Source organism: Streptomyces sp. NPDC030814, assembly GCF_055572155.1.
Genome location: NZ_JBVIDX010000001.1, coordinates 675,005 through 693,764, shown reverse-complemented (window position 1 = coordinate 693,764; position 18,760 = coordinate 675,005). Strand labels below are relative to the sequence as shown.

The 18,760-nt window shown below is 71.3% G+C and carries 20 protein-coding genes; 8 read left to right on the top strand and 12 right to left on the bottom strand.

Translation table 11 applies throughout. The features are described 5' to 3' along the window. Window positions 1–100 precede the first annotated feature (100 nt). Window positions 101–772 carry a response regulator transcription factor gene (locus ACZ43N_RS02910; protein WP_468094556.1) on the bottom strand — a complete coding sequence of 224 codons (672 nt, stop codon included), beginning with the start codon at window positions 770–772 and terminating at the stop codon, window positions 101–103. 125 nt (window positions 773–897) lie between these two features. Here ACZ43N_RS02910 and ACZ43N_RS02905 point away from each other — a divergent pair, with 125 nt between their 5' ends. Continuing rightward, window positions 898–1,926: an aldo/keto reductase gene (locus tag ACZ43N_RS02905; protein ID WP_468094555.1), complete on the top strand. Its 1,029-nt coding sequence runs from the start codon at window positions 898–900 to the stop codon at window positions 1,924–1,926. Between the two features lie 220 nt (window positions 1,927–2,146). Here the strand turns inward: ACZ43N_RS02905 and ACZ43N_RS02900 are convergent, their stop codons facing one another. Continuing rightward, window positions 2,147–2,323 (bottom strand): hypothetical protein, encoded by a 177-nt coding sequence (locus ACZ43N_RS02900; protein ID WP_468094696.1) that lies wholly within the window; start codon window positions 2,321–2,323, stop codon window positions 2,147–2,149. An 8-nt stretch (window positions 2,324–2,331) separates the two neighbouring features. Next, on the bottom strand, window positions 2,332–3,597 hold the full coding sequence (locus ACZ43N_RS02895) for a sensor histidine kinase (protein WP_468094554.1): 1,266 nt from the start codon (window positions 3,595–3,597) through the stop codon (window positions 2,332–2,334). A 178-nt stretch (window positions 3,598–3,775) separates the two neighbouring features. Here ACZ43N_RS02895 and ACZ43N_RS02890 point away from each other — a divergent pair, with 178 nt between their 5' ends. Next, window positions 3,776–3,979 carry a hypothetical protein gene (locus tag ACZ43N_RS02890; RefSeq protein ID WP_468094553.1) on the top strand — a complete coding sequence of 68 codons (204 nt, stop codon included), beginning with the start codon at window positions 3,776–3,778 and terminating at the stop codon, window positions 3,977–3,979. Window positions 3,980–4,045: 66 nt separating this feature from the next. Here the strand turns inward: ACZ43N_RS02890 and ACZ43N_RS02885 are convergent, their stop codons facing one another. The 4 genes from ACZ43N_RS02885 to allB all read right to left on the bottom strand — a co-directional run bounded on the left by ACZ43N_RS02885 (window position 4,046) and on the right by allB (window position 7,806). Further along, window positions 4,046–4,450: a guanyl-specific ribonuclease gene (locus tag ACZ43N_RS02885; protein ID WP_468094552.1), complete on the bottom strand. Its 405-nt coding sequence runs from the start codon at window positions 4,448–4,450 to the stop codon at window positions 4,046–4,048. A 132-nt stretch (window positions 4,451–4,582) separates the two neighbouring features. Beyond that, window positions 4,583–5,209, bottom strand: coding sequence for a dihydrofolate reductase family protein (locus ACZ43N_RS02880; protein ID WP_468094551.1), 627 nt, complete (start codon window positions 5,207–5,209; stop codon window positions 4,583–4,585). Window positions 5,210–5,301: 92 nt separating this feature from the next. Continuing rightward, window positions 5,302–6,417, bottom strand: coding sequence for an allantoicase (gene alc / locus ACZ43N_RS02875; RefSeq protein WP_468094550.1), 1,116 nt, complete (start codon window positions 6,415–6,417; stop codon window positions 5,302–5,304). 51 nt (window positions 6,418–6,468) lie between these two features. Then, the gene (gene allB / locus ACZ43N_RS02870) at window positions 6,469–7,806 is read right to left on the bottom strand and encodes an allantoinase AllB (RefSeq protein ID WP_468094549.1); all 1,338 of its coding nucleotides are present in this window, start codon (window positions 7,804–7,806) and stop codon (window positions 6,469–6,471) included. A gap of 276 nt (window positions 7,807–8,082) precedes the next feature. Here allB and ACZ43N_RS02865 point away from each other — a divergent pair, with 276 nt between their 5' ends. Then, the gene (locus tag ACZ43N_RS02865; protein WP_468094548.1) at window positions 8,083–8,880 is read left to right on the top strand and encodes an IclR family transcriptional regulator; all 798 of its coding nucleotides are present in this window, start codon (window positions 8,083–8,085) and stop codon (window positions 8,878–8,880) included. Between the two features lie 152 nt (window positions 8,881–9,032). Here ACZ43N_RS02865 and ACZ43N_RS02860 read toward each other — a convergent pair whose 3' ends face one another. Beyond that, complete coding sequence (locus ACZ43N_RS02860; protein ID WP_468094688.1) at window positions 9,033–9,326, bottom strand: DUF5955 family protein; 294 nt, start codon at window positions 9,324–9,326, stop codon at window positions 9,033–9,035. 240 nt (window positions 9,327–9,566) lie between these two features. On the opposite strand from ACZ43N_RS02860, the gene ACZ43N_RS02855 reads away from it, so the two are divergent. Together ACZ43N_RS02855 and aceB are read left to right on the top strand one after the other, a co-directional pair. Beyond that, window positions 9,567–10,229 carry a nucleotidyltransferase family protein gene (locus ACZ43N_RS02855; protein WP_468094547.1) on the top strand — a complete coding sequence of 221 codons (663 nt, stop codon included), beginning with the start codon at window positions 9,567–9,569 and terminating at the stop codon, window positions 10,227–10,229. A 198-nt stretch (window positions 10,230–10,427) separates the two neighbouring features. Beyond that, on the top strand, window positions 10,428–12,053 hold the full coding sequence (gene aceB, locus ACZ43N_RS02850) for a malate synthase A (protein WP_468094546.1): 1,626 nt from the start codon (window positions 10,428–10,430) through the stop codon (window positions 12,051–12,053). 12 nt (window positions 12,054–12,065) lie between these two features. Here the strand turns inward: aceB and ACZ43N_RS02845 are convergent, their stop codons facing one another. The 3 genes from ACZ43N_RS02845 to ACZ43N_RS02835 all read right to left on the bottom strand — a co-directional run bounded on the left by ACZ43N_RS02845 (window position 12,066) and on the right by ACZ43N_RS02835 (window position 14,263). Continuing rightward, window positions 12,066–12,335 (bottom strand): Rdx family protein, encoded by a 270-nt coding sequence (locus tag ACZ43N_RS02845; protein WP_468094545.1) that lies wholly within the window; start codon window positions 12,333–12,335, stop codon window positions 12,066–12,068. Further along, window positions 12,332–13,246 carry a HipA family kinase gene (locus tag ACZ43N_RS02840; RefSeq protein WP_468094687.1) on the bottom strand — a complete coding sequence of 305 codons (915 nt, stop codon included), beginning with the start codon at window positions 13,244–13,246 and terminating at the stop codon, window positions 12,332–12,334. The genes ACZ43N_RS02845 and ACZ43N_RS02840 overlap by 4 nt, the downstream gene beginning before the upstream one ends. Window positions 13,247–13,660: 414 nt before the next feature. Further along, on the bottom strand, window positions 13,661–14,263 hold the full coding sequence (locus ACZ43N_RS02835; protein ID WP_468094544.1) for a hypothetical protein: 603 nt from the start codon (window positions 14,261–14,263) through the stop codon (window positions 13,661–13,663). Window positions 14,264–14,484: 221 nt separating this feature from the next. On the opposite strand from ACZ43N_RS02835, the gene ACZ43N_RS02830 reads away from it, so the two are divergent. After that, window positions 14,485–15,543: a PucR family transcriptional regulator gene (locus ACZ43N_RS02830; RefSeq protein WP_468094543.1), complete on the top strand. Its 1,059-nt coding sequence runs from the start codon at window positions 14,485–14,487 to the stop codon at window positions 15,541–15,543. A 110-nt stretch (window positions 15,544–15,653) separates the two neighbouring features. Here ACZ43N_RS02830 and ACZ43N_RS02825 read toward each other — a convergent pair whose 3' ends face one another. Beyond that, the gene (locus tag ACZ43N_RS02825; protein WP_468094686.1) at window positions 15,654–15,968 is read right to left on the bottom strand and encodes a hypothetical protein; all 315 of its coding nucleotides are present in this window, start codon (window positions 15,966–15,968) and stop codon (window positions 15,654–15,656) included. Window positions 15,969–16,230: 262 nt separating this feature from the next. Here ACZ43N_RS02825 and ACZ43N_RS02820 point away from each other — a divergent pair, with 262 nt between their 5' ends. After that, window positions 16,231–17,340 carry an ArsR/SmtB family transcription factor gene (locus ACZ43N_RS02820; RefSeq protein ID WP_468094542.1) on the top strand — a complete coding sequence of 370 codons (1,110 nt, stop codon included), beginning with the start codon at window positions 16,231–16,233 and terminating at the stop codon, window positions 17,338–17,340. Between the two features lie 56 nt (window positions 17,341–17,396). Beyond that, the gene (locus ACZ43N_RS02815) at window positions 17,397–18,626 is read left to right on the top strand and encodes an MFS transporter (protein ID WP_468094541.1); all 1,230 of its coding nucleotides are present in this window, start codon (window positions 17,397–17,399) and stop codon (window positions 18,624–18,626) included. Window positions 18,627–18,760: the final 134 nt, after the last annotated feature.

Here is an 18,760-nt window from a genome sequence, read left to right as displayed (position 1 = left end):
CCGGCACCGGGTTCCCCTCCCGCCGGGCGACCGCCACCGGCGGGGAGCGCCGCTCCCGGCCGGCGCTGGTTCGAGCCGGTGAACCCTTCCGGTCACGGCACTAGGACCCGTCCTCCTCCAGCAACCCGGCGTCGTACGTCAACAGGGCGATCTGCACGCGGTTGTTGAGGTCGAGCTTGGCGAGGATGCGGGAGACATGGGTCTTCACGGTGGCGACGCTCATGAAGAGGTGGGCGGCGATCTCGGCGTTGGAGGCGCCCCGGCCGACCGCGACGGCGACCTCGCGTTCCCGGTCGTTGAGGGTGGCGACCCGGGATCGGGCGGTCGTGCGGCGGGCGTCGGGGGCGCTGCCCGCGGCGTGCTCCATCAGCTGGCGGGTGACGGCAGGTGACAGGACGGGGTCTCCGGCGGCGACCCGGCGCACCGCCGTCACGATCTCGGCGGGCGGGGTGTCCTTCAGGACGAACCCGGCGGCCCCGGCGCGCAAAGCCCGCAGCACCTGGTCGTCGGCGTGGAAGGTGGTCAGGACGACGACCTGGGGCGGGTCCGCGCGACGGCGCAGCCGCTCGGTGGCCGAGAGACCGTCGACGGTCGGCATCCGGATGTCCATGAGGACGACGTCCGGGCGCGTGCGGTCGACCAGGGCCTCCACCTCGGCGCCGTCGGCCGCCTCCCCCACGATCTCGATGTCGTCCGCGCCGCCCAGCATGAAGGAGAGCCCGGCGCGGACGAGGGGGTCGTCGTCGACGAGGAGCAGTCGGATCGCGGTCATCGGCCCACCGTTCGGATGTCGGTCATGGCCCCTACCGTAATGACGGCGTGTCACGGACCGCCGCCTTCCGCCGGGCCGACCCGTTAGTGTCGGCCGGTACGGCATTCAACTGACGGAGGTTTTGGGTGCGTTACCGACTCCTGGGCCGGACCGGGCTCCGTGTCTCCGAGCTGTTCCTCGGCGCCATGACGTTCGGTGAGCAGGGTGGGGTGGGGGCGCCCCGGGCGGAGTGCGCGCGCATCCTCGACGCGTACGCGGAGGCCGGCGGCAATGTGATCGACACAGCCGTCAACTACCGGGGCGGCGAGAGCGAGCGCATCGTCGGTGAGCTGCTCAAGGGGCAACGTGACCGGTTCGTGCTGTCCACCAAGTACACCGTCTCGCGCGACGGCACCGACCCCAACGCCGCGGGCAACCACCGCAAGAACCTGGCCCTGTCGCTGGAGACCAGTCTGCGGCGCCTGGAGACCGACTACATCGACCTGTACTGGGTGCACATCTGGGACCGGAACACGCCGGTCGAGGAGACGATGCGCGCGCTGGACGACGCCGTACGGTCCGGGAAGGTGCTGTACGTCGGGATCTCGGACGCCCCGGCGTGGGTGGTGGCGCGGGCCAACACCCTTGCCGAATGGCGGGGTTGGTCCTCACTGTCGGCGCTCCAGGTGCCGTACAGCCTGCTGAACCGGGACATCGAGCGTGAGCTGCTGCCGATGGCGGAGGCGTTCGGGATGTCGGTGGCGGCCTGGAGTCCGCTGCAGAACGGCATCCTGTCCGGTAAGTACACCCGTGCGGGCGGGCCGGCGCCGGGCACGGCGACCCGGCTGTCCGCGGAGACGATCGGGCGGCGCGAGCACGCGGTCGCGCAGGCCGTGCAGTCCGCCGCGGACGAACTCGGCGCCACGCCCGCGCAGGTCGCCATCGCCTGGACCATGGCCCGCTCCCCCGCCGTCCACCCCATCCTGGGTGCCCGCCGGGCCGAACAGCTCACCGACAACCTGGGCGCGGCCCGGCTCGTGCTGCCGGAAGAGGTGCTGGCCCGGCTGGAGGACACGACCAGCTTCCGCGTCGGCTTCCCCGGCGACTTCATCGACGAGGCGTCGGCGTGGGTGTACGGCTCGGCGGGGCAGCGGGTGGTGCCCCGCCGTGGGTGAGGCGCGCCTGGCACCTCAGGGGTGCGGGTGGGTGGGTCGGCTGCGGGCGGGTGGGGGCTTGTCGCGCAGTTCCCCGCGCCCCTGAAAGGCGACCGTGGTCGCGCCCCGTGCCTTTCCTGAAGGGTGGGCGCAGGCCCGACCCTTCGGGGGCGCAGGGAACTGCGGGAGAAACCACGCACCACCGCAGACGCCAACGAACGGCGCACCCGCCCCCGAGCCATCAGGCGTCCCGCAGTCTCACCCCGTACCGGATTCGCAGCCGGCGGATCTCCCACCACGCCACGGCCGTCACCGACACGGGCCCGCCGACGAAAGCGGCCAACCGCACCACCGGCGGTCCGGGCGGCAGCCCGCCCATGGCCGGCCCGATCGCCGCGAGCTCCCACACGCCGCGCACGCCCGTTCTCATTCCCAGGGCAGCCAGGCCCGCACCTGGAAGCCGCCGTCCGCCCCGGGGCCGTGCTCCAGGCGGCCACCGGCGAGGGTCGCCCGCTCGGTCAGGCCGATGAGCCCCTGCCCGGAGCCGGGGACGGGCGGGACCTCCCTTGGCGGCGGGGTGTTGCTCACGCGGACGGTGAGTCCGTCGCGCGGGGCGCCCGAGACCGTGACGGTGACCTCGGCGCCGGGAGCGTACTTGCGGGCGTTGGTCAGGCACTCCTGGGCGATGCGGTACGCGGTGCGGCCCACGGAGGCGGGGACGGCGGCGGGGTCGGTGACGTGGTTGTCGAGGACGACCTTCATGCCGGCCACGCGGGACTCGGCGACGAGGCCGTCCAGCGCGGCGAACGTCGGCTGGGGGCGCCCGGCGTCGTCGGCGTCGCCCGCGCGCAGGACGCCGATGATCTGCCGCAGGTCCTGGAGCGCCTCGTGAGCGCTCTCCCGGATGACACCCGCCGCGCGGACGATCTCCGCGCGCGGCGCGTCGGGCCGGAACTCCAGGGCGCCCGCGTGCACGCTGAGCAGGGACAGCCGGTGGGCGAGGACGTCGTGCATCTCCCGGGCGATGGCCTCGCGGGCCAGTCGCTGTGCCTGTTCGGCCCGTAGCGCCGCCTCCGTCTCGGCCCGCCGGGCGCGGTCCCGGAAGCTCAGGACGAGCTGTCGCTTGGAGCGCACGAACATGCCCCAGCCGACGGTGGCGGCGGTGAGCACGGCGGAGAGGAGGACCGCCCAGGGATAGATGATGTCGGGGTCGGGGCGCAGCCAGTAGAAGAGCGGGTTCAGCACGAGGGAGACGCCGCCCACCCAGGCCACGTACCGGAAGGGCCGGTGGACGGTGAGCGTGAACAGGGCGACCAGGCCGGCTCCGCCCGCGGTGGCGGACATGAAGCAGACCGGGACCATGGCCGCGGCGAGCCCCGTCGGCCAGCGCCTGCGCAGCCAGACCGCGGCGCAGGCGAGCGCGCCGAGCACCTGGTCGAGGGCGGCGTACGCCTCGGGGAGGTCCACCTCCTGGTTCACCGTGTCCAGGCCGAGGAGCCCGATGCCCACCGCGAACAGGAAGCAGGTGAAGTCGACCACCCAGTCGCGCGCGGTGCGCCGGGGTCGCCGCTCCGGCCGCCCGGTGGCGGGAAACCGGCCGGGGTCGGGCGCGGGGTCGAGGACGGCTGACGGAAACAGCCAGCGCCGCCCGGGGAAGGCCGGTGGTTCCGGCACCGGTTTGTCACCACTCACAGTCGACAAATCTACGCAGAGTCGCCCCCTGCCGGTCCCTGATGCCGAAGATCGCGACCAAAGTCGCGTCCTCGTCGACTTTCGGTGGTCCGCCGCCGCGCGGATCGGTACCGCGGTCGAACGGGTCGCGCCCCGCGGCCGATGAGCGCGAGGGGCCATCGGGCCGAGGATCCCTCCCATGAAGCAGTTGTTGGAGTTTCTCGGGTTTCTCGCCCTGCTGCAGGGCTCGGGCGGTCTGGTCTACGAACTCACCGGCAAGCTGCGGTGGGGGGTGACCCAGCGGTGGGGCGTCCTTGACGGCTACGAGATCTATGTGAGCATCGCGCTGATCGTGCTGGGGCTCGCGCTGTTCGCGGCGGCCGACAGCCGGAAGGTCAAGTGACGGGCCCGCCGGGCCGTCCGTCCCGTGGGGGGAGGACGGACGGCCCGGCGGGTGTCCCGGCGGCGGTCAGCAGTCGTGGTCGATCAGGTCGAAGGACGCGTAGTGGTCGGCGGTGTAGTAGTCCTCCTGACTCTGCTGACCGGTGACGATGCGGCGGGCGCCGCGGGTGGAGGAGCCGGGGGTCTTCACCGTGTACTCGTGGTAGTAGCCGCCGGAGCGCGAGGGCAGGATGCGCTCCCGGTTCTGGAAGACGCTCCCGTCCTGCGCGTAGGGGAACGGGCCTCCCCGTTCGATGAGGTTCAGCGTGGTGTACGCCTGCGACGGCAGGTCGCTGTGGCAGATGCTGCCGACCGCGGCGGCCGAGGTGTCCGCGGCGTTGGCGGTGACGGTGCCGCCCATGAGGAGGGCGGACATCAGGGCGGCCGCGGCGCCGACACGCGTGGCGCGCGCTGTGCGTGGGGGGAATCTCATGGCCTCATGATGACGCGCGTAGACGATGGCATGTCAATGACAAGTTGGATGATTTTCCGGGCACGTCCGGTAAGTTTTCCGGGAGTTAACCGGAGTTCACGGACGGCCCGGCCTCTTCACATACGACGTCCGTCAGGCGTCCTCGGGCAGGGCGAAACTGCCGTAGGTGGGACGCCCCGCCCACTCGTACGTCTGGATGGAGACACCCTTGCCGGTGATCCGGCCCCCCGCGTGCCGGAAGGCCGTGGGCAGGGCTCCCTCGCGGAACAGCCGCAGGCCGGAGCCGAGCACCACCGGGAAGGTCAGCAGGTGCAGGGTGTCGACGAGGTCGAGGGCGAGCAGGGAGCCGACCAGCGCGCCGCTGCCGTGCACCTGGAGTTCGCCGTCGGTGCGCTGCTTGAGGGCGGTGACCTGCTCGGCGAGGTCGCCGCGGACGACCGTCGTGCCGGACCACGCGGGGTCGGTGAGGGTCGCGGAGGGGACGTACTTGGGCAGCGTGTTGAGCTTGCCGGCGACCGGGTCGGCCGGGTCGGTCACCTTCGGCCAGTACGAGGCGAAGATGTCGTACGTGCGGCGGCCCAGGAGGAACGCGCCGACCCTGCCGAAGCTCTCGTCGACGAACTTCCCGAAGTCGTCGTCGGCGTACGGAAAGCTCCAGCCGCCGTGCTCGAAGCCGCCGCGGGTGTCCTCCTCGGGGCCGCCGGGAGCCTGGTAGACGCCGTCGAGGGTGACGAAGACGGTCGAGACGAGCTTGCCCATGGCGATCGCCTGCTTCCTGGTGCGGGGTCTGTTGTCATCACCTCAGACCCCGCGGAGCCCCGCAACTCATCGGTGCGGCCAGGATTCGGTTCTCAGGCGCCGAGTTCCTGGAAGCGCGCCGCCAGCCTCGTCCTGCCCTCCTCGGTCAGGGAGCCGTGGAGGCGGAGACGGGAGATGCCGCCGTCCGGGTAGATGTCGATCCGGGCGTGGGTGGCCACCGCGGGCCCGGGGAGGACGAAGCGGTGGTTGGTGTCGGGCTGGAGGCGGGTGCGCGGGAGGATCTCCGTCCAGGTGCCGTCCTCGCCGTCCCGCACCGAGACACTGGCCCAGCCCGCCGCGTTGCCCTTCAGACAGGCCGTGTCGATCTCCAGGGCCCGGATCTCGGACTGCGCGGCCAGACGGTAGCGGATCCAGTCGTTGCCCTGGTCACGGCGGCGACGGGTCTCCCAGCACTCGTGCATGACCCGGGCGCGGCCGGGCTGGATGGTGTTGGTGGCCGGTGAGTAGAAGAGGTTGGAGGCGTCCTCCGCCTGGCCGCCGTTCTCCAGCGCGACCACGTCGAAGGTGCCGAGGACGTCCAGCCACGCGGGGTCGGGGACGACCTCGCCGTACACCCGCAGACGGGCGATGCCGCCGTCGGGGTGCTGGTTGACGCGCAGGTGGGTGAAGCGCTGTTCGACGGAGACGGAGAAACCGTTCGCCGCGTGGCCGCCGACCGGGGTGCGCGGCACGAGCGTCGTCCACTTGACGTCGGCGGCGAGGAGGTCCTCGGGTGACGGGGTGCCCGGCACCGAGGTGGCCTCGACCGACACCGCCTGCGGGTAGTTGCCGCGGAAGTGGGCGGTGTCGACGACGACGCCCCGGACGACGCCGGGCGCGCCCAGGCGGACCAGCGCCCAGTCGTGGTCCTCGGCCGTCGGCCAGGGGTGGTCGGCCGAGGCGCCCCGGCGGCGCCGGGTCTCCCAGCCGTCCATGATCTTTCCCTTGTGCCCGAAGTGCTCCGGGTCGAACTCGGCCCGCTCCGGCAGCAGCAGGTTCTCCCGCTGGGCGAAGAACTCGTCGTTGGCGGCGATGACACCCGCGCCCAGCCTGCGGTCGGCGAGGTCGGCGTAATGGGTGAAGGGGAAGTCCGCGGTGCGGTAGTCCCCGTACGGGTCACCGCCGCCATACGGGTTCGCGTCGCCGGTGAAGTGCACGATCGCCGTCACGATGATCAGGTCTGCCTCTCGGTTGCGGGCCGCCGCGGGTGCGCGGGTGGATCAGGGGGTGCGGGTGAGGAGCCGTCCCTTCGGTGCGGTGAACTCGCCGTCCGTGACGATGCGTTCACCGCGGAGCCAGGTGGACCTGACGACGCCGTACAGCGTCCTGCCGGCGTACGCCGTCACCCGGTTGCGGTGCTGGAGGGCCGCCGGGTCGACGGTGAACGTCTCGTCGGGGGCGAGCACGGCGAAGTCGGCGTCGCGGCCGACCTCGATGGCGCCCTTGTGGTCGAGGCCGACGAGACCGGCCGTGCGGCTCGACATCCAGCGGACCACGTCCTCCAGTGAGTGGCCGCGTCCGCGGGCCTCCGTCCAGACCGCGGCGAGGCTCAACTGCAGGCCCGAGATGCCACCCCAGGCGGTGGCGAAGTCGTCGGTCTTCAGATCCGCCGTGGACGGGGAGTGGTCGGTGACCACGCAGTCGATCGTGCCGTCGGCGAGCGCCTGCCAGAGCAGGTCCTGGTTGGCGGACTCCCGGATCGGCGGGCAGCACTTGAACTCGCTCGCCCCGTCCGGGACCTCCTCGGCGGTCAGCGTGAGGTAGTGCGGGCAGGTCTCCACGGTGATCCTCACCCCCTCGGCCTTCGCGGCGGCGATCAGCGGCAGCGCGTCACTGGAGGACAGATGGAGCACGTGTACCCGGGCGTCGAGCCGTCGGGCCTGGTCGATGAGGGCCGCGATGGCGCTGTCCTCGGCGTCGCGCGGCCGGGAGGCGAGGAAGTCGGCGTACCGGGGGCCGCCGCGCTGGGGGGCGGCGTCGAGGTGGTGCGGGTCCTCGGCGTGCACGATGAGCAGCCCGCCGAAGCCCGCGATCTCGGCCAGGGAGCGGGCGAGCCGCTCCTGGTCGAGGTGCGGGAACTCGTCGACGCCGGACGGGGACAGGAACGCCTTGAAGCCGAAGACCCCGGCGTCGTGCAGCGGGCGCAGGTCCTTGACGTTGTCGGGCAGTGCGCCGCCCCAGAAGCCGACGTCGATGTGCGCCTTGTCGGCGGCGACCTCCTGTTTCGTACGGAGGTGGTCGACCGTCGTGGTCGGCGGGAGGGAGTTGAGGGGCATGTCGACGAGGGTGGTGATGCCACCGGCCGCCGCGGCGCGCGTAGCGGTCCAGAAGCCCTCCCAGTGGGTGCGTCCGGGATCGTTGACGTGCACATGGGTGTCCACCAGACCGGGCAGCAGGACGTCGTCCCCGAGGTCCTCCAGTCGGGCTCCGGGGGGCAGCGCGGCGTCGTACGGGAGAACGGCCGTGATCCGGCCGTCCGCGACCGTGACCGCGGCGGGGCGCGATCCCTCGGGTGTGATGACCCGCGTCGAGCGCAGCACCAGTTCAGCGTCGGACACCCGGACCCCTCTCGTCCTGCCGTCGTTCACTTCCGCCGCCACGGGATTTACTTCCGCGTAACGGAATTCAACGTTCTGTTGAAGGAGTCTTCACTCCCGGTCGGACCCCGTCAAGGGCGACCCCTTCCACCCTGCTCCCCCATCCCAACTTCTGGACATTTTCGTCACTCGGAATAAGAATTCCATCAGGCAGAACATAATGACGCACACACGGGCAGTCAACGAACTGCCCGGTAGGCTGCGTCTCCGCCTGCCTTCGTGAAAGGACCCGCGCCCGTGCCGACGTCCAGCGCCAGCACCACCGACTCCGCCAAGTCGTCCTCGTCCAGCGGCGGCGTCCAGTCCCTCGAGCGCGCTTTCGATCTGCTGGAGCGGATGGCGGACGCCGGCGGCGAGGTCGGCCTCAGCGAGCTCTCCGCGAGCAGCGGGCTGCCGCTGCCCACGATCCACCGTCTGATGCGCACCCTGGTGGTCTGCGGCTACGTACGCCAGCAGCCCAACCGGCGCTACGCCCTCGGCCCGCGCCTGATCCGTCTCGGCGAGTCCGCGTCCCGGCTTCTGGGCACCTGGGCGCGCCCCTATCTCGCGCGACTGGTCGAGGAGACGGGCGAGACGGCGAACATGGCACTGCTCGACGGCGACGAGATCGTGTACGTCGCGCAGGTGCCGTCCAAGCACTCCATGCGGATGTTCACTGAGGTCGGCCGCCGCGTGCTTCCCCACTCCACGGGCGTCGGCAAGGCCCTGCTCGCCGAGTTGCCGGCCGACGAGGTCCGGGCCCTGCTGGCCCGTACGGGGATGCCGGCCGCCACGGAGAAGACGATCACGACGCCCGACGGCTTTCTCGCCGCGCTCGACGACGTGCGCGAGCTGGGCTACGCCGTCGACGACAACGAACAGGAGATCGGCGTCCGCTGCCTCGCCGTCTCCGTCCCCAACTCCCCCACCGCCGCGGCCATCTCCATCTCCGGGCCCGCGGGCCGCGTCACGGAGACGGCGACGGAACGCATCGTGCCGGTGCTGCAGCAGGTGGCCTCGGAGTTGTCGGAGGCGCTCGCCAGCACGGGTGGCTGAGGGCCTGGTGCGCTGCCGGCTCGGGGGTGCGGATGCTTCGGCGGCTGCGGGCGGGCGTTGTCGGCGCAGTTCCCCGCGGAACCACAACGCACCGGTACCCGCCGCACACCAGGCGCACCCGAGCTGTCAGGCGCCCCGAAGGACCCCCCGCGTCACCGGCCCGGCGGTTCCCCGAACAGGTCCACCGCCGTCCGTACCTCCGCCACCCCTCTCGCAAGCGCGCTGACCGAACCGATCGCCCCCGCGATCAGCAGCAGGGACCGCCGCAGGCGCGGGACCTCGGGGACGCCGCTCACGATCATCGCCGCCAGCGCGGCCAACTCGTCCTCCGCGATCCCCCGGTCCGGGAACTCGGCGGGATGCGCGGCGAGTTCACGACGCAACCGGGACACGGCGGACCGCAGCTCCGCCACCCTCGCATCCTCGCCACTGCCGGTCACCGGCATCTGCCCCAGGCTCCGCAACCCAGCTCTCCCCCCTCACTCGCACCGGCCGCACCCCGTAGCACGACCGGCCGCTCCCACGCGTAGGCCGTCCGCCGGGAGTGGCGCGGGACAGTAAACGCCAACGGTGTGGCCGGCGCCACACCGGGGACCGAAATTCAGCCCCAAGGATTCCTCACCGGACGAACGACCTCAACGCCCCGTTCGCGGGCGCATCCACACCCGTTCAGGTATGCAGGGCACATGACATACGACCACCGGAAAAGCGCAGACCGAGGCGACCGGAAGACCGCAGGCCGAGGCGGCCACACGCCCCGCATCGCCGCGCTGCTCCTCGCCGCGGGCGGCGGCAGGCGCCTCGGCGGTCGCCCCAAAGCGCTGCTCCCCCACCGCGGGCGCCCTCTGGTCGAACACGCGGTCGCGGTACTGCGGGCGGCCGGCTGCTCGCGGATCCACGTCGTCCTCGGGGCAGAGGCGTCGACCGTACGCGCCCGGGCCGAACTGCCCGGCTGCGTCCTGGTGGACAACCCGCACTGGGCCGACGGCATGGGTTCGTCCCTGCGGGCCGGACTCGAGTCGCTGGCCGGGACGGGCACCGAGGCGGCGCTGGTCTCGCTCGTGGACCAACCGGGCATCGGGCCTCAGGCCGTGGCCCGGGTGCTCGCCGCGTACGAGTCCGCCGGAGCGGGCAGGGCACTCGTGGCCGCCGCCTACGCGGGGGAACGCGGCCACCCCGTCCTCTTCGGAGCCGAGCACTGGGCCGGCGTCGCGGCGACCGCCACCGGCGACCGAGGGGCACGGGCCTACCTGAAGGCGCACGCCGAGGAGATCACTCTCGTCGAGTGCGGAGACGTGGCACGACCGTACGACATCGACACCGAGGCCGACCTCTCCCATCTCGAATGAGCGGTGCCGAGCGGAGTGGCACCCCGCGCCGCCTTGCCTCGACCCGGAGAATCTCGACATCAACAAAACATTGAACTTCCACCATGAGGAAACTACTATCCACTCTTCAGAAGCGTCCCTGGAGTCCGAGGGCGCTTCCCAGCCCCACCCGGGTCGACTGACACCCGGTGCCACGCCCGCTGAAGGAAGTGACAGCTCATGTCCGCACCAGCGCCGTCCCCGCTGGCCATCGTCGACGCCGAGCCCCTGCCCCGCCAGGACGAGATCCTCACCGACGCGGCCCTCGCCTTCGTGGCCGAGCTGCACCGGCAGTTCACGCCCCGGCGTGACGAGTTGCTCGCCCGCCGCGCCGAGCGCCGCGCGGAGATCGCCCGCACCTCCACGCTCGACTTCCTCCCGGAAACGGCCGCGATCCGCGCCGACGACTCCTGGAAGGTGGCCCCGTCGCCCGCCGCCCTGGAGGACCGCCGAGTCGAGATCACCGGCCCCACCGACCGCAAGATGACCATCAACGCGCTCAACTCGGGCGCCCGGGTGTGGCTCGCGGACTTCGAGGACGCCTCCGCCCCGACCTGGGAGAACGTCGTCCTCGGCCAGGTGAACATGGCCGACGCTTACACCCGGAACATCGACTTCACCGACGAGCGCACCGGCAAGTCGTACGCGCTGCGCCCGAGCGAGGAACTGGCGACCGTCGTCATGCGCCCGCGCGGCTGGCATCTGAACGAGCGCCACCTCGTCGACGCCGACGGCACCCCCGTGCCGGGCGCCCTCGTCGACTTCGGCCTGTACTTCTTCCACAACGCCCAGCGGCTGCTCGACCTCGGCAAGGGCCCCTACTTCTACCTCCCGAAGACGGAGTCGCACCTGGAGGCCCGCCTCTGGAACGACGTGTTCGTCTTCGCGCAGGAGTACGTCGGCATCCCGCAGGGCACGATCCGCGCCACCGTGCTCATCGAGACGATCACAGCCGCGTACGAGATGGAGGAGATCCTCTACGAACTCCGCGACCACGCTTCCGGGTTGAACGCGGGCCGCTGGGACTATCTGTTCTCCATCGTGAAGAACTTCCGTGACGCCGGCGCCAGGTTCGTCCTCCCGGACCGCAACGCGGTGACGATGACGGCCCCGTTCATGCGGGCGTACACCGAACTCCTCGTCCGCACCTGCCACAAGCGCGGCGCGCACGCGATCGGCGGCATGGCGGCGTTCATCCCGTCCCGCAGGGACCCCGAGGTCAACAAGGTCGCCTTCGAGAAGGTCCGCGCCGACAAGGACCGCGAGGCGAACGACGGCTTCGACGGCTCCTGGGTGGCCCACCCCGACCTCGTGCCGATCGCCATGGAGTCCTTCGACAAGGTCCTCGGCGACAAGCCGAACCAGAAGGACCGGCTGCGCGAGGACGTCCACGTCGAGGCCGCCGACCTGATCGCGGTCGACTCGCTCGACGCCAGGCCCACCTACGACGGGCTGGTCAACGCCGTCCAGGTCGGCATCCGCTACATCGAGGCATGGCTGCGCGGCCTCGGCGCCGTGGCCATCTTCAACCTCATGGAGGACGCGGCGACCGCGGAGATCTCGCGTTCGCAGATCTGGCAGTGGATCAACGCGGGCGTCGAGTTCGAGAACGGCGAGAAGGCCACGCCCGAGCTGGCCCGCAAGGTCGCCGCCGAGGAACTGGCCGCCGTCCGCGAGGAGATCGGCGAGGAGGCCTTCACCGCCGGCCACTGGCAGCAGGCCCACGACCTGCTCCTCCAGGTCGCCCTCGACGAGGACTACGCGGACTTCCTGACGCTGCCGGCGTACGAGCGGCTGCGCGGCTGAGCCCGACAGGCCTCACCGTTCCGAGTGGCCCAGGGACTTCCCCGGGGCCACTCGGTCGCGTACGAGCTTCTTCACCGCCGTCGGCTCGGGGAAGCCCTGCTCCCGGCGGTCCCAGACGACCTCGTCGTTGACCCGGACGACGAAGACCCCTCCGGTGCCCGGTTTGAGGGACAGCTCAGTGAGTTCGGCCTCGAACGTGGTGAGCAGTTCCTGGGCGAGCCAGGCGGCGCGGGGCAGCCAGCGGCACTGGGTGCAGTACTCGATCTGCACGGTCTGGGTCATCCGAGGTGCACCGACCAATCCTGTTCCGCCGCCGGTTTCCCGTGCAGGTCGGGGACCCGCTTGAGCCAGTCCGGGCGGCCTCGCTGTGTCCTCGCCGCGCGGAGCGCCTCCTCGGCGGCGAGTTCCTCCCGGGAGGGGAAGTCGGTGGGCAGCCAGGACGCGGAGGTCCGCACCCGCGCGTGGAGGTAGTCGACGTACGCGGTGCGCGCCTCGTCGGGCGTCGCGAACCCGTCCTCGGCGGCCAGCCACGCGTCGGGGACCTCCGCCAGGATCCGCCGCAGCAGTTCCTCGGTGACCTTCGGCGCCAGCTCGGCGTCGGCCGCGCGGACGTCCGGTGCGTAGTGGCCGAGGGCGTGGTGCCGGAAGTCGTACGCCTTCGCGGGGTCCGAGGCGTCCCAGCGGTGGTGGAAGACGAGGGCGGCGCCGTGGTCGATGAGCCACAGCCGCGGGGGCACCGTCCCGAGGGTGGGCCAGACCATCAGGTTCGAGCTGTGGACCGTACGGTCGACGTTGACGGTGAGGGCGTCGAGCCAGACGATCCTGCCCGCCTGGGCCGGGTCCACGGGGAACGTCCTGGCGACCTCCGGGGTGAAGTCCTTCGCACCGGGCAGGAAGTCCATGCCGAGATTGAGCCCCGCGCTCGCGCCGTGCAGCTCCCGCACCTCCTGGTGGGGCTCGTCGTCGGCGATCGCCGGGTCGAAGTGGACGAGGACCAGCTCGGGGAACCGCAGCCCGAGCGCACGCGCCAGCTCCCCCACGATCACCTCGGCGACCAGCGCCTTTCGGCCCTGCGCGGAACCGGTGAACTTCACGACATAGGTGCCCAGGTCGTCGGCCTCGACGACACCGGGGACGGAGCCGCCGGACCGCAGGGGCTCGATGTAGCGGGTGGCACTGACCTCTCTCAGCATCTTCAAAGGCCCCACAGCTCGACAGCCTTACATGTCACGGCAAGCTCCAAAGCGGTGCAATCCGGGAAAAATCCCCGCTCAGCCCTGGGGAGAATCCGGGGAGTCACGGCTGACATGCTCGTCTCCCGTTCTTCCCAGCAGTCCGTCAATGGCGGTGCGCCCCCTGCTTCCGTCCTCCGGCATGAAGTGAGCATAGTAACCAAGCGTGACAGCCGGGGAGGAGTGCCCGAGCCATCGGGCCGGCGTCACCACGGACTCCCCCGCCACCGGCATGATCGAGGCGTAGGTGTTGCCGGTGACCACGATGACGTCGCCCTCCGGATGACCGAGTCGTGGCGTACGAGAAATGGGCGTGGTGGGCGTACGGCGATCGGTGCGCGTACAGCAGGCGAGAGGTGGTCGCGAACCGGTGGCTCAGACCGCGTGACGTCGCAGCTCGAGTGCCCTGTCGTACGGCGCGCCCCGGAGGGGGTCACCGGCATCGCCGTGAGCGTCCGGCTGTCCCGTGCCGCTGGGCGGCGCATCGGTTCCCCTCCCGCGGACCTGCACGGCCGCGGTGCGACCGTCCCAGGCCGTGACCTCGGCCTGACCGCATCCCGAATCCACCGGCCAGAGGCGGGTGGGCCCGACGGAGTCAACCCGGGACGGCCCGGGTTCACCGGGCATCAGGTGGCGCAGTAGCCGCACGCACCAGCGCGTCAGCCGCCAGGCGAACAACAGCGCCGTGGGCAGGAACGCCAGGCTGGTCAGGGCCTGCGCAGCGCGCGGCGGGGCGAGGCTGTCCAGCAGCACGGTGGCACCGAGGCTGACGAACCAGGCGAAAGCAGTCAGCAGGGAGACCGCGACGGCCACCGGGACCCGTCCCATCCCCCAGGCGTGCAAGTCGGCGTCCGCGTCGAAGGTGTCCGCCCTGGCAACGCCCAACCCGACCAGCAACCAGAAGCAGACAACGACCCCGAAGGCGGCGGTGAACAGGATGGTGGGAAAGCCGGCGGCGGCCATGAGAAACGTCCGCATCCCCGCTCCCTCCAACCGGCGTCTCCGCACCGCTCCCCTCCGGTTCCGGTGCGGAGACCTGCCGGTATCCGGCACCGGAACCGATCCGCGGTGCTCCCCGCAGCTATGATGGCCGCGGATCCACATCAGCGCATTGCCGGATTCCGGCAGCATTCATGAACGACTGCATGCCGGGCACCGCCAACAAGTCGTCACCGGCGTGTCACGAAAACGGGGGCAGCGTGACAGGCCGAGGGATTCCCGAGCAGTACCTGGACGGCTACGACCGGATCCTGGCCGACGTCTCGGCCACCGGGCGCCGGCTCACCCGCGACGAGATCGAGTTCCGGCGCACACTTGGCGAGCAGGCCGCAGAGGCGGGACACGGGCTGCGCGCCCTCGTAAGCGCCCATTTGGCAGCCACCCGAGCCGCCTGGCCCAGCACCCCCGGCTCGTACGACAGCGTGCTCGCCGCCGTGCAACAGGTCATGGACGCCTTCGCCGAGGGCCACGAACGAGCCCAGCGCCTGGCCGTACGTCAGGAGGAAGCCGCCCGCCGCGAGTTCATCGACGACCTCCTGTACGGCCGCAGCGACCTGGGCCGCCTCGCCGAACGCGCCGAACGCTTCGGCCTGCGCCTGTCCCACGCGCACGCCGTCGCCGTCGCCCAGGGCAGGACCGCCTACGACGAGGGCGGCGCCGTGCCGCGCCAGGTGGAGGAGTCCCTCATCGCCCGCTTCGGCAACCGCAGCATCCTGCTCACCACCAAGGACGGCCGGATGCTGTGCATCGCTCCCGGCGATCAGGAGGAGGTCCTCACCCACTTCGCCAAGCAGGCGTACGCGGCCACCGACGGTGCCCGCGTCGCGATCGGCCGCGCCCAGCCCGGGCCCGGCGGAGTCGTCCAGTCGTACGAGGAAGCGCTCAACACCCTCGAACTCGCCGAGCGGCTCACCCTGGAGGATCCGGTGCTGCGCGCCGCCGACCTGCTCGTCTACCCCGTCCTCGCCCGTGACCGCCAGGCCATGGCCGACCTCGTTCTGAGCGCCCTCGAGCCCCTCACCACGGCCCGCGGGGGCGCCCAGCCACTCCTCGACACCCTCACCGCATACTTCGACTGCGGCTGTGTCGCCGCCGAGGCCGCCCGACGCCTGAACCTCAGCGTGCGGGCCCTGACCTACCGCCTCGAACGCATCCACAAGCTCACCGGAGCCAACCCCGCCGCCCCCGCCCACCGCTACATGCTCCAGACCGCCGTCATCGGTGCCCGCCTGCTGGACTGGCCCGCGAAGCCCCTCTGACCACGGAGCCCGTGGAGATCCGCGCTGCGGCGCCCCGTCCCTGCCGAGGGCGCCGTATGAAGGCGGTGCCGTCCCGGGCGCCGGCGGGCGTTTCTCCTCGTGCTCCGGCCTCACCTCACCGAGACCCGTACGCGCCTCGACGACAGCCGATCCATGACGCTCGCGCGGTCCCGTCCGAGCCACCCCGTGAAGTAGCGGCACGAGGGCTCACACTGCGGAAACGGCACCGCGGTCTCCCGGATCATCGCCGCGAAGAACGCCTTCCCGCGCCGGGCCTGCGAGGTCGTGGTCCGCCGGTGGCCCGGATGACGCTCGATCACGTGGTGGATCAGCTCACGTCCCAGCCCCTGCCGTTGCCGGCAGTCGTCGAGCCACACATCCGTGATCCGGCCCGTTCGGCATTCGGAACAGGCCCGGAACCGCAGCCGCCCGACAACGCCGCCACGGCGAACGCCGCGCTGATCGAGGCCCAGGCCGGCTTGGGGATCGTGCAGTTCGGGGGCAAGGGCCTGCTCGCCTCCGTCGAGGGCCTGCGCTTCGTCGTGCCCGTCCGCACCCTCGACGCCGCCCCCAGCCCCAAGCCTCACAGCTGGCCGGAGGGTGCTGATCGGTTCGGGTGGCTGAAGTGTTCACCAATCCGCGCGGTACGGTGCCGCGGCGGGCGCTGCGCGGCGAGGATGACGAGTCATGACGATCACGTTCCGGCTTCCCGCCGACGGCGCGGAGCGGGTGGGGTTCGCCTACTCGCCGGCGATGGAAGCCGTACTGAGTCTCCATGTGCTGGTGGAGCCCAAGCACCACCCCGTCCAGCACGGCTGGGTGCGTGCGATGCGCAGGCTGTCCCCGGCACTGAAGCGGGAGATCGAGGCGTTCTCCTACGCGGTGCGCTCGTACTTTCCCGAGTTCCTCTTTCCGCAGCCGACAGGCGGGCTGCCCGACTTCGCGGGTGAACTGGCCGGCCTGCGCGCAGCCGATCCCGACCTGGTCCGTCTGGAGTTCGCCGTCCCGCTGCTCACCCCGTGGCCGGGCGACGCCCCAGGCAGGCATCCGAACGTTCTGGACGAACCGGACGTACGCCGCCTGCTGCGCGAGCGTGCCGCTCGGGAAAGCGACGAGGCGATGGCTGCGATGCTCCTCGACGACCCCCGCGCGCTGCTCGAACGGTTCCTCAGCATGCTGGAGCACTACTGGCGGGAGGCGTTCGAGGAGGAATGGGCGCGGCTCGAACCCGAACTGGCCGCCGGGGTGAGCGAGGCCGGGCACCAGATCGAGCAGCGCGGACTGTACGGGATGCTCCGCGGCCTGTGGCCGGAGGTACGCAGCGATCCGCAGACCGAGAGCTTCTGGCTGGAGCGACCTCACGACCACGAGGTCGCCATCGGCCCGCAGGACACACTCGTACTCGCCCCCAGCGCTTACGTGTGGCCGCACGTACGCGTCAACTGCGACAGTCCGTGGCCCCTCGGACTCGTCTTCCCCATCTCCTCGATCGCCCGGGAAGCCCGCCCGAGGATTCCGCCGACCAGGCTCGTCGGCACGCTCCGGGCGCTCGCCGACGACACCCGGCTGCGCGCCCTGCGGCTGATCGCCGAACACCCGCGCAGCACACAGGAGTTGGCTCCGCTCGTCGGTGTCAGCGAGGCCGCTCTGTCCAAGCATCTGCGTGTGCTGGCGGACGCGGGCCTGCTCGAACGCCGCCGCGAGGGCTACTACGTCCTGTACCGGCTCGTGCCCGGGCAGGTGGCGGGCCTCGCCCCCAGCCTGGAGAGCTTCCTGAACAGCACCGAGGGGCACTGATTAGCCATCTGCCGAATAAGTGGATCAGGCATCCGAGGAGGTCCGACAGTGTCCGCATGTCACTGCTGAGGGACCGCAACTTCCTGCTTCTCTTCGTCGGCCAGGGCGTCTCACGCTTCGGCGATGGCCTGTACACCGCCGCGACCGCCTGGCTGGCCTGGTCACTGACGAAGGATCCGACGGCCGTCGCTCTGGTCAGCGTGTCCGCGTTCGCCCCCGCGTTCGTGGCCACGTTCGTCGTCGCCTCGTACGCCGACCGGCGCGACCGCCGCAAGCTGATGATCGCCAGTGACCTGGCCCGGGTCGCCGTGGTGGTGGTGGCCTGGGTGCTGCTCTTCCTTGACCTGCTGAACCTGCCGGTACTGGTGGCGACCACGGCGATCCTGGCGCTGATCGGCGCCCCGTTCGCTCCGGCGCGCAACGCCATCGTGACGCAGATCGTGTCCGCCGACCGCCTCCAGCAGGCCAACGGCTTTCTCCAGGTCGCCTTCAGAGCCGCCTTCTTCGTCGGTCCACTCATGCTTGCGCCGCTGCTGGCCTACGGTTCACTGCAGTGGGCACTGATGGTCAACGGGCTGACATTCGTGGCCTCGGCGGGCGCCGTGGCAGCCATCCGCGTGACCCGCCCCGCCTCGATCGGCAGCCAGGCGGGGCTGTGGTCCGATCTCGCAGCCGGGCTCAGGGCCGTACGTGCCGCCCCCGACGTGCTGGTGGTCATCGTGACCTTCGTGCTCGCCCTCGCCTTGACCAGTGGATTCCTGACTGTCGGGCTGGTCGCCGTCGTGGGGCAGGGCGGCCGGTACGGTCTGCTCCTGGGCATCGCCGGGGTCGCCGAGGTGGTGGGTGCCCTCCTCCTTGCCGGCCTGCGCATTCGTCGGCTCGCCCTGGCCGCGGTGCTGGCCTGGGCTGCGCTGGGGGTCTTCCGCGCGCCGCTGGGAACGGTCACCTCCACTGCCGTGGCAGCGGTTCTTCTGATCGCCACCGGGCTCGCCTCGGCCCTCACGGACATTCCGCTGATTGCACTGGTGCAGCAGCGCATACCGAGCCACCATCTGGCGAAGGTGCTGGGCCTGTGGGAGGCCGGGGTAGCGGGAGCCCTGGCGGTCTCCCCCTTCGTGGCCTCGACCGCCATCGCCCTCACCGGAGTCGAGGGTGCCTTCCTGCTCTCGGGCGCCGCCCTCGTCTTCCTCACCGTGACCGCCACGCTCGCCCTCGCCCGAGTCGGGGCGCGGCAGTCCCGTCAGCTCTCGAACGGCACCGCTGATGACAAGCAGTACGCCGGCTGACAGCCACCTCCGCTCGTGGCTGTGACCGGAAAGGTTCACCGGCTCGCGGCGTCCGGCAGATCTTTCCGGTCACGGCACCAGATACGCGCCTTCGGCACGTCCGACGATCGCCGAGGCGTATGCCGGGGCCGTGC

Excerpts from the sequence above, each read along its gene's own strand:
- ACZ43N_RS02910 (WP_468094556.1), bottom strand. The coding sequence starts at position 772 with ATGACCGCGATCCGACTGCTCCTCGTCGACGACGACCCCCTCGTCCGC.
- ACZ43N_RS02890 (WP_468094553.1), top strand. The coding sequence starts at position 3,776 with ATGAAGCAGTTGTTGGAGTTTCTCGGGTTTCTCGCCCTGCTGCAGGGC.
- ACZ43N_RS02885 (WP_468094552.1), bottom strand. The coding sequence starts at position 4,450 with ATGAGATTCCCCCCACGCACAGCGCGCGCCACGCGTGTCGGCGCCGCG.
- ACZ43N_RS02880 (WP_468094551.1), bottom strand. The coding sequence starts at position 5,209 with ATGGGCAAGCTCGTCTCGACCGTCTTCGTCACCCTCGACGGCGTCTAC.
- ACZ43N_RS02860 (WP_468094688.1), bottom strand. The coding sequence starts at position 9,326 with ATGCCGGTGACCGGCAGTGGCGAGGATGCGAGGGTGGCGGAGCTGCGG.
- ACZ43N_RS02855 (WP_468094547.1), top strand. The coding sequence starts at position 9,567 with ATGACATACGACCACCGGAAAAGCGCAGACCGAGGCGACCGGAAGACC.
- aceB (WP_468094546.1), top strand. The coding sequence starts at position 10,428 with ATGTCCGCACCAGCGCCGTCCCCGCTGGCCATCGTCGACGCCGAGCCC.
- ACZ43N_RS02845 (WP_468094545.1), bottom strand. The coding sequence starts at position 12,335 with ATGACCCAGACCGTGCAGATCGAGTACTGCACCCAGTGCCGCTGGCTG.
- ACZ43N_RS02840 (WP_468094687.1), bottom strand. The coding sequence starts at position 13,246 with ATGCTGAGAGAGGTCAGTGCCACCCGCTACATCGAGCCCCTGCGGTCC.
- ACZ43N_RS02835 (WP_468094544.1), bottom strand. The coding sequence starts at position 14,263 with ATGCGGACGTTTCTCATGGCCGCCGCCGGCTTTCCCACCATCCTGTTC.
- ACZ43N_RS02820 (WP_468094542.1), top strand. The coding sequence starts at position 16,231 with ATGACGATCACGTTCCGGCTTCCCGCCGACGGCGCGGAGCGGGTGGGG.
- ACZ43N_RS02815 (WP_468094541.1), top strand. The coding sequence starts at position 17,397 with ATGTCACTGCTGAGGGACCGCAACTTCCTGCTTCTCTTCGTCGGCCAG.